This is a genomic window from Pseudomonas sp. P5_A12 (genome assembly GCF_056400685.1).
On sequence record NZ_JBFUKU010000281.1, the window covers coordinates 1 to 6,834 of the forward strand.

The 6,834-nt window shown below is 56.8% G+C and carries 9 protein-coding genes, 5 tRNA genes and 1 pseudogene; 4 read left to right on the plus strand and 11 right to left on the minus strand.

What is annotated here, in order from left to right; all coding sequences use genetic code 11:
• Position 1: 1 nt before the first annotated feature.
• The 5 genes from AC1DSG_RS25305 to AC1DSG_RS25325 form a co-directional block, all read right to left on the minus strand.
• Positions 2–83, minus strand: a tRNA-Leu gene (locus AC1DSG_RS25305).
• A gap of 57 nt (positions 84–140) precedes the next feature.
• Positions 141–216: transfer RNA gene (locus AC1DSG_RS25310), tRNA-His, on the minus strand.
• Between the two features lie 78 nt (positions 217–294).
• Positions 295–379 (minus strand) — tRNA-Leu (locus AC1DSG_RS25315).
• Positions 380–436: 57 nt separating this feature from the next.
• Positions 437–512 (minus strand) — tRNA-His (locus tag AC1DSG_RS25320).
• A 32-nt stretch (positions 513–544) separates the two neighbouring features.
• Positions 545–621, minus strand: a tRNA-Arg gene (locus AC1DSG_RS25325).
• Between the two features lie 275 nt (positions 622–896).
• Between AC1DSG_RS25325 and folD the strand changes: the two genes are divergently transcribed.
• A complete protein-coding gene (gene folD / locus AC1DSG_RS25330) occupies positions 897–1,751 on the plus strand; it encodes a bifunctional methylenetetrahydrofolate dehydrogenase/methenyltetrahydrofolate cyclohydrolase FolD (RefSeq protein ID WP_477793335.1) in 855 nt (284 codons plus the stop codon).
• A 155-nt stretch (positions 1,752–1,906) separates the two neighbouring features.
• Here the strand turns inward: folD and AC1DSG_RS25335 are convergent, their stop codons facing one another.
• Positions 1,907–2,131 (minus strand): hypothetical protein, encoded by a 225-nt coding sequence (locus AC1DSG_RS25335; RefSeq protein ID WP_477793342.1) that lies wholly within the window; start codon positions 2,129–2,131, stop codon positions 1,907–1,909.
• Here AC1DSG_RS25335 and pbpG point away from each other — a divergent pair.
• Complete coding sequence (pbpG, locus tag AC1DSG_RS25340; protein WP_477793341.1) at positions 2,043–2,927, plus strand: D-alanyl-D-alanine endopeptidase; 885 nt, start codon at positions 2,043–2,045, stop codon at positions 2,925–2,927. The genes AC1DSG_RS25335 and pbpG overlap by 89 nt on opposite strands.
• Positions 2,928–2,985: 58 nt before the next feature.
• On the opposite strand, the gene AC1DSG_RS25345 is transcribed toward pbpG, so the two are convergent.
• The 3 genes and pseudogenes from AC1DSG_RS25345 to AC1DSG_RS25355 form a co-directional block, all read right to left on the minus strand.
• A complete protein-coding gene (locus AC1DSG_RS25345) occupies positions 2,986–3,201 on the minus strand; it encodes a hypothetical protein (protein ID WP_477793336.1) in 216 nt (71 codons plus the stop codon).
• A gap of 16 nt (positions 3,202–3,217) precedes the next feature.
• Positions 3,218–3,424, minus strand: a complete 207-nt coding sequence (locus AC1DSG_RS25350) for a DUF6021 family protein (RefSeq protein WP_223517428.1) — start codon at positions 3,422–3,424, stop codon at positions 3,218–3,220.
• Between the two features lie 95 nt (positions 3,425–3,519).
• Positions 3,520–4,247 (minus strand): annotated as a pseudogene (locus AC1DSG_RS25355) (cysteine peptidase family C39 domain-containing protein).
• Positions 4,248–4,413: 166 nt separating this feature from the next.
• On the opposite strand from AC1DSG_RS25355, the gene AC1DSG_RS25360 reads away from it, so the two are divergent.
• Entirely contained in the window at positions 4,414–4,584 is a 171-nt protein-coding gene (locus AC1DSG_RS25360) for a hypothetical protein (RefSeq protein WP_477793337.1), read from the plus strand.
• A 75-nt stretch (positions 4,585–4,659) separates the two neighbouring features.
• Here AC1DSG_RS25360 and AC1DSG_RS25365 read toward each other — a convergent pair whose 3' ends face one another.
• Both AC1DSG_RS25365 and AC1DSG_RS25370 read right to left on the minus strand, forming a co-directional pair.
• Entirely contained in the window at positions 4,660–5,409 is a 750-nt protein-coding gene (locus tag AC1DSG_RS25365; RefSeq protein WP_477793338.1) for a TerC family protein, read from the minus strand.
• Positions 5,410–5,435: 26 nt separating this feature from the next.
• The gene (locus AC1DSG_RS25370) at positions 5,436–5,678 is read right to left on the minus strand and encodes a hypothetical protein (RefSeq protein ID WP_477793339.1); all 243 of its coding nucleotides are present in this window, start codon (positions 5,676–5,678) and stop codon (positions 5,436–5,438) included.
• Between the two features lie 135 nt (positions 5,679–5,813).
• Here AC1DSG_RS25370 and nhaR point away from each other — a divergent pair, with 135 nt between their 5' ends.
• Complete coding sequence (nhaR, locus tag AC1DSG_RS25375) at positions 5,814–6,713, plus strand: transcriptional activator NhaR (protein ID WP_477793340.1); 900 nt, start codon at positions 5,814–5,816, stop codon at positions 6,711–6,713.
• Positions 6,714–6,834: the final 121 nt, after the last annotated feature.

Here is a 6,834-nt window from a genome sequence, read left to right on the forward strand (position 1 = left end):
GTGCGGATGAAGAGACTCGAACTCTTACGCCTCGCGGCGCTGGAACCTAAATCCAGTGTGTCTACCAATTCCACCACATCCGCGGGTTGAAGCTGTTAAAGCAAAGGCGCCAGACTGTTAATCTGGCGCCTCTCGAAATATGGGGTGGACGAAGGGGATCGAACCCTCGACAACGGGAGTCACAATCCCGTGCTCTACCAACTGAGCTACGCCCACCATATTGCATGCCAAAGAAGCCAAACAACTTCTTTGTTCAACCCCAGTCACGCCAATCGGCATGAATGAAGCTTTATTTGGTGCGGATGAAGAGACTCGAACTCTTACGCCTCGCGGCGCTGGAACCTAAATCCAGTGTGTCTACCAATTCCACCACATCCGCGGGTTGAAGCTGTTAAAGCAAAGGCGCCAGACTGTTAATCTGGCGCCTTTCGAAATATGGGGTGGACGAAGGGGATCGAACCCTCGACAACGGGAGTCACAATCCCGTGCTCTACCAACTGAGCTACGCCCACCATATTGCGCTACTTGTGCCTAAGCTGCCTAATGGCGCACCCGGCAGGACTCGAACCTGCGACCATCCGCTTAGAAGGCGGATGCTCTATCCAGCTGAGCTACGGGCGCCTTGTTAATTTGTACTCTTGGAGGACTACAAACTAAGTGCTTTCCAGTCTTGCAAAACCGTAATCCTGCTCGACCTTCTTAACCAGTGCTAGGCTGTGCCCGACAAGTGCGACGAATAGTATAGAGCCCCCCGAAGGTCGTCAAATCCTTTTTAAAAAAAATTCATTTAATTAAAGGAGTTAGGGGAATTTGCAGACCAAGCGCCTTTGCCCTCACCTCATGACATGCGAGAATGCGTTCTCTTTTTTTCCCCTCTCGATGGTTAATCACGCGCAATGACTGCACAACTAATCGACGGCAAATCGATCGCCGCCAGCCTGCGCCAGCAGATCGCCAAACGAGTCGCCGAGCGTCGCGAGCAAGGCTTGCGCACACCCGGCCTCGCGGTAATCCTGGTCGGCAGCGATCCCGCCTCTCAGGTTTATGTCTCGCACAAGCGTAAAGACTGTGAAGAGGTCGGCTTTATATCCCAAGCCTACGACCTGCCTTCCGAAACCACTCAAGAAGCGCTGACCGATCTGATCGATCGCCTGAACGACGACCCGACAATCGACGGCGTTCTGCTTCAGCTTCCTTTACCTGAGCACCTGGACGCCTCCAAATTGCTGGAGCGCATTCGTCCGGACAAAGACGTCGACGGTTTCCATCCCTATAACGTCGGCCGTCTGGCTCAGCGCATCCCCCTACTGCGACCCTGCACCCCTAAAGGCATCATGACCCTGCTGGAAAGCACCGGTGTCGATCTTTACGGGATGAATGCAGTGGTTGTCGGCGCGTCCAACATCGTTGGCCGCCCGATGGCGATGGAGTTGCTGCTGGCCGGTTGCACCGTGACCGTGACCCACCGCTTCACCAAGGATCTGGCCGGCCACGTTGGACGCGCCGACCTGGTGGTGGTTGCCGCTGGCAAGCCCGGCCTGGTCAAGGGTGAATGGATCAAGGAAGGCGCAATCGTGATCGACGTCGGTATCAACCGCCAGGACGATGGCAAACTGGTCGGCGACGTGATTTACGAAACCGCCCTGCCCCGCGCTGGCTGGATCACACCCGTACCGGGTGGCGTTGGCCCGATGACCCGCGCCTGCCTGCTGGAAAACACACTGTATGCGGCGGAATCCCTGCACAGCTAAGCTTCAAATCACAAGCAAACAGTGAGTCAAACGACCCCGCCCTCGGCGGGGTTTTTTTTGCCTGAAGAAAAAGTCCGACCATCCGCCGGAAAATGACGTTTTTTTCATGTTCTCGAAGACTTTCATTACTTCCTGGAACAACCATCGACAGTTATTCAGCCATACTCCAGAATGTCGCGCTTTTTACGAAATAGCCCGTTACATAACGGCTTAACAACACATAACGAGTCTGCCAGCGTGAAAATCCGTCTATCCATCCTGAGCCTATTTTTTGTAGTTACAGGGTCTTTCATCACGCCAATCGCCAGCGCTGGCGATACCACCGCTGCGCCTCGAGCATCGACAAATCTCAAGCTCGCTTCGGGCAGCTCATTGGTCATGGATATGCAGACCAACAAAATCATCTACGCCAGCAACCCTGACGTGGTGGTACCGATCGCATCCGTCAGCAAACTGATGACGGGCCTGGTCGTGGTTGAAGCCAAGCAGAACATGGACGAATACATCAACATCAACATCAGTGACACCCCGGAAATGAAGGGTGTGTACTCCAGAGTCAAACTCAAGAGCGAAATGCCGCGTCGGGAAATGCTGCTGATTGCCCTGATGTCTTCGGAAAACCGTGCGGCGGCGAGTCTGGCTCACCACTACCCGGGCGGTTATGTCGCGTTCATTGCCGCGATGAACGCCAAGGCCAGGGCACTCGGAATGACCAGCACCCACTTCGTGGAGCCGACCGGCCTTTCGCCACAAAACGTGTCCACTGCCCGTGATCTGAGCAAACTGCTGGTCGCTGCGCACAAGCACCCGCTGTTGACTGAGCTGAGCACTACCAAAGAAAAAATCGTGTCGTTCCGCAATCCCAGCTACAACCTGGCGTTTCGCAATACCGACCATTTGGTCCGCAAGCAGGACTGGGACATCCAGCTGACGAAAACCGGCTTTACCAACGCGGCGGGCCACTGCCTGGTGCTGGTCACCCATATGGGTAATCGCCAGGTTGCACTGGTCGTCCTTGATGCCTATGGCAAGTACACCCACTTTGCCGACGCTACCCGTATTCGCAACTGGGTAGAATCCGGCAAGGCCGCAGACGTGCCTTCGGTAGCCTTGCAGTACAAATCCGACAAGAACCTCAAAAACCGTCAGACCGGGGTAATTGAAGCCTCAAAATAGGCAAGCCCTCCTCAAAAAACAAAGCCCCGAACATTCGGGGCTTTTTATTGGGCGGACGTCAGTCGTTGGGCAGCGGCATCTGATCGTCATCCGGAATGCCGCCCCCTGTGCTCGGGTCACGCAAACCCTTGGGAGGCTCCGTCGGCACCACCACCGGCCTGGCTAAAGGATCGCGCAGCGGGCTGCCCGGATCCATCACCGGGTCCAGATCCTCTTCAGGGGTTGTCGGAACGCTGTCCGGACGTTTGTCATCAAAACTCGAATCGGTAGACATAGGCACCTCATCAGGCTCAGGGTTTCAGATCAGCGAGAGGGTCGTAAGGCTTCGCTGGCGCCTTGGGGTTGTCACCCGGCTTCACGTCCCTGGGCGCCTTGGCGGGACCGATGGGATCGACCTGAGGGTCGGCGAGGTCCGGCGAATCAGGATCAAACCCCAACTCATCGCCCGAAGAATGCTCGGACGAGTGCGGACCTTCAGGGGTAGTGGAATGAGCCATGGGCGCCTCCTTGGGTGTAGCCCGGACAAATCCGGGCGCTTTCCTTTAGAGAGCGAGTATGCACGGCAGTGCCATGCAGAATGACGAACGGACATTTACTGCGCAGTCAGGGCCTTCTTCGCCTGCGCAGCCGCTTGCTCCTGACCGGACTGCCCCAGATCATTGGCCGCCTTGAGCCAACGCTGCTGATCGACATTGGCCGGAATCTGACTCGGCTTCTGGATCAGCACGGCCCAGCCGCCAGCGTCCTTGAACGAGGATTCGAACGAACTGAAGCTCATCAAATCCCGACGATCCATCCCCACGCGCAGCAACACGGTCTGCTTCTTACGGTTGTAACCGGCGAGAATGGCGTAGCGCGGCTCAGACCAGAGCGGCGTGCCTTCGGTAAAGCGCACCATCACCGGATAGCCAGCGGCGACCTGGGTCAGCAGCGCAGGCAACGTGCTGTCGAGGGGGTAGACGACCATCCCGTATTCACGGGCGAGGTTCTGCATGTTCTGTTGCAACTTGTCCTCGGCACCCGGCAAATGCAGGGGTTTTTCGAGCAAGCCCGGGGTAATCACGATGCCCTGTTGCGCCAACAGGCTGGCCAGCACTTGCGGTCCGCTTTGAAAGGCGTTCCCACGGTAGAACGTACCGCTAAGCTCCACCCGCTCCGGCAGACGCTGGATTTCAGGCGCGACGCTCCCGGCGCAACCTGCCAACCCGGCAATGCAGCTAACAATCAGCGCCGCCCTACGAATTCGAGAAAATACCCGCTCCATCTTCACGCTCTTGATCAGACGCCAGGCAACAGGCTCCCGGCTTGGCCGTCGATCATAAGACGCCGCAAGACGGCGGTATAGCTTTAACCGGCAGTTGCGTGCTTTCGATAGAGCGAACTGGTTAGTGACAGGCGATCTTCGGTCAATTGCCTGACACACAGCAGCGGCTAGACTGTTAATTGCAAAACGTGTGTGCCCGATGCAGGGCAAAGAGGAGGCACGATGAGCCTGACACTGACGATCGTGATGTTGATTTCTGGCTGGCTGGCCGTTGCCGCTGCCATGTTATGGGGAGTCTTGCGCATTACCCGGCGGCACCATCATCACCCGGTTCAATCGACACCTGTGACCGACAGCGAAAAACCGGCGGAACACCACGCCACCGCGCACTGAATAGCCATTTCAGTCTTCAAAAAAAAGGCCGCCTGAACACAATCGTATTCAGGCGGCCTTTTCATTTATTGCCGATCAAGCTTCAGTGGCCATGCGCTTCTGCTTGGCCCGGCGCGACATCATGTTCAAGCCCTCGATCGTTGCCGAGAATACCATGGCCGCATAAACGTAGCCTTTCGGTACGTGGGCGCCGAAGCCTTCGGCGATCAGCGTCATGCCGATCATGATCAAGAAGCCCAGCGCCAGCATGACGACCGTCGGGTTGTCGTTGATGAACTTGGCCAATGGATCTGCCGCCAGCAACATCACCAGTACCGACACCACCACCGCGATGATCATGATCGGCAAATGCTCGGTCATGCCGACAGCGGTGATGATGCTGTCGATGGAGAACACCATGTCCAGCATGAGGATCTGACCAATGGCAGCGGCAAAGCCCAGTGTCACGGTCGACGTCGCCGACTTCGGATCTTCCGGCGCCGGGTCCATGCTGTGATGGATCTCGGTGGTCGCTTTCCACAACAGGAACAGGCCGCCGGCAATCAGGATCATGTCCTTCCAGGAGAACGCCTGACCAAGGATTTCAAACACAGGCGCCGTCAACTGGACAATGAACGCGATGGTGCTCAGCAGCGCCAGACGCAGGATCAACGCCATGCCGATACCGATGCGGCGAGCCCTCTGTCGATGTTGCACAGGCAGTTTATTGGTAAGGATGGAGATGAAGATCAGGTTATCGATACCGAGCACGATTTCCATCACCACCAGGGTAGCCAGGGCGACCCAGGCGGCAGGGCTTGCAGCAAGTTCTAAAAGGTATTCCATGGGTCAGTCCTGACTCGTATTAGACGTTAGATTTCCTGGGACGAAGATTCGGTTTTTTCTTTGTTATCGCCCGATGATTCTTTCTTGCTGATCAGGCCGCCAGTGGCGTCACTGAGTGCTTGTTCGGCGGCTTTGTGGGTGTCGTCAATCGCCTGTTTAGCACTTTCGGCAGCCTTGCCCATCAGTTGCTGAGCGCTTTTTTCGGCCTGGTCGCAACCGGCCAATATCAGTAAAGACGCGAACAGCACTGCTGTGGTCTTGAGTTTCATGATGCTTCCCTCGTTAGAACAAACGGCACCAAAACCTTGGCCCGTTGATAGCGACGCATTCTAGGGATGCAAACACTTCAGGAAAATTCGTATTTTCAGCGGTTATACTTCGGTTTTTACGAACTGTAGATCGTCATGCTCAACTATCGGCAATTGCATTACTTCTGGGTGGTGGCCAAGACCGGCAGCATCGTGCGCGCCTGCGAGCAGCTCAACCTGACCCCCCAGACCATCAGCGGGCAGATTTCCCTGCTTGAGCAAACCTATGGCATCGAGTTGTTTCGACGGGTGGGCCGGCAACTTGAACTCACCGAGGCGGGCCGTCAGGCCCTGCCCTATGCCGAGCAGATGTTTCAGTTGGGTGGTGAACTGGAATTGATGTTGCGAGCGCAGCCCAACGAGCAACAGATTCAGTTTCGGGTCGGGGTCGCGGACGTTGTGCCCAAGTCCATCGTCTATCGGCTGATCGCGCCGACCATGGAATTGAACGAGCCACTGCGCATTACTTGTCGCGAAGACAAACTCGAACGCTTGCTCGCCGACCTGGCGATCCAGCGTCTGGACATGGTGATTTCCGATAGCCCGATGCCCTCGCACCTGGACATCAAGGGCTACAGCCAGAAACTCGGGGAATGCGGGATCAGCTTCTTCGCGACGGCTGAACTGGCCGTGCGGTATGGACAGGATTTCCCCCGCAGCCTGCACGGCGCACCGCTGTTGATTCCGGGGCCGGAAACCGTGGTGCGCAACCGCTTGCAGCGCTGGTTTGCCGAACAGCAGATCCAGCCGCGTATCGTCGGCGAGTTCGATGACAGCGCGTTGATGCAAGCGTTCGGGCAGTCCGGCAGCGGCATCTTCATCGGCCCCAGCGTGATTGCCGATGAAGTGAAACGCCAATACGGCGTGGAGGTGATTGGCCAGACCGTCGCCGTGACCGAGTCGTTCTACGCCATTTCCGTGGAGCGCAAGGTCAAGCACCCCGGCATTGTGGCCATCACCGAAGGTGCCCGACGCCAGTTGTTTACCGAACTGTAAGCTTCAGGCGCAGACTTCACGCGGCTCGAAGGTCATCAGCGCAATCGCCAGCAGAATCGAGGCGAGGATAAAACCGGCCGCCGCAAAACCGAGGCCTTGCAGTCCGACGCTGTCTATCACC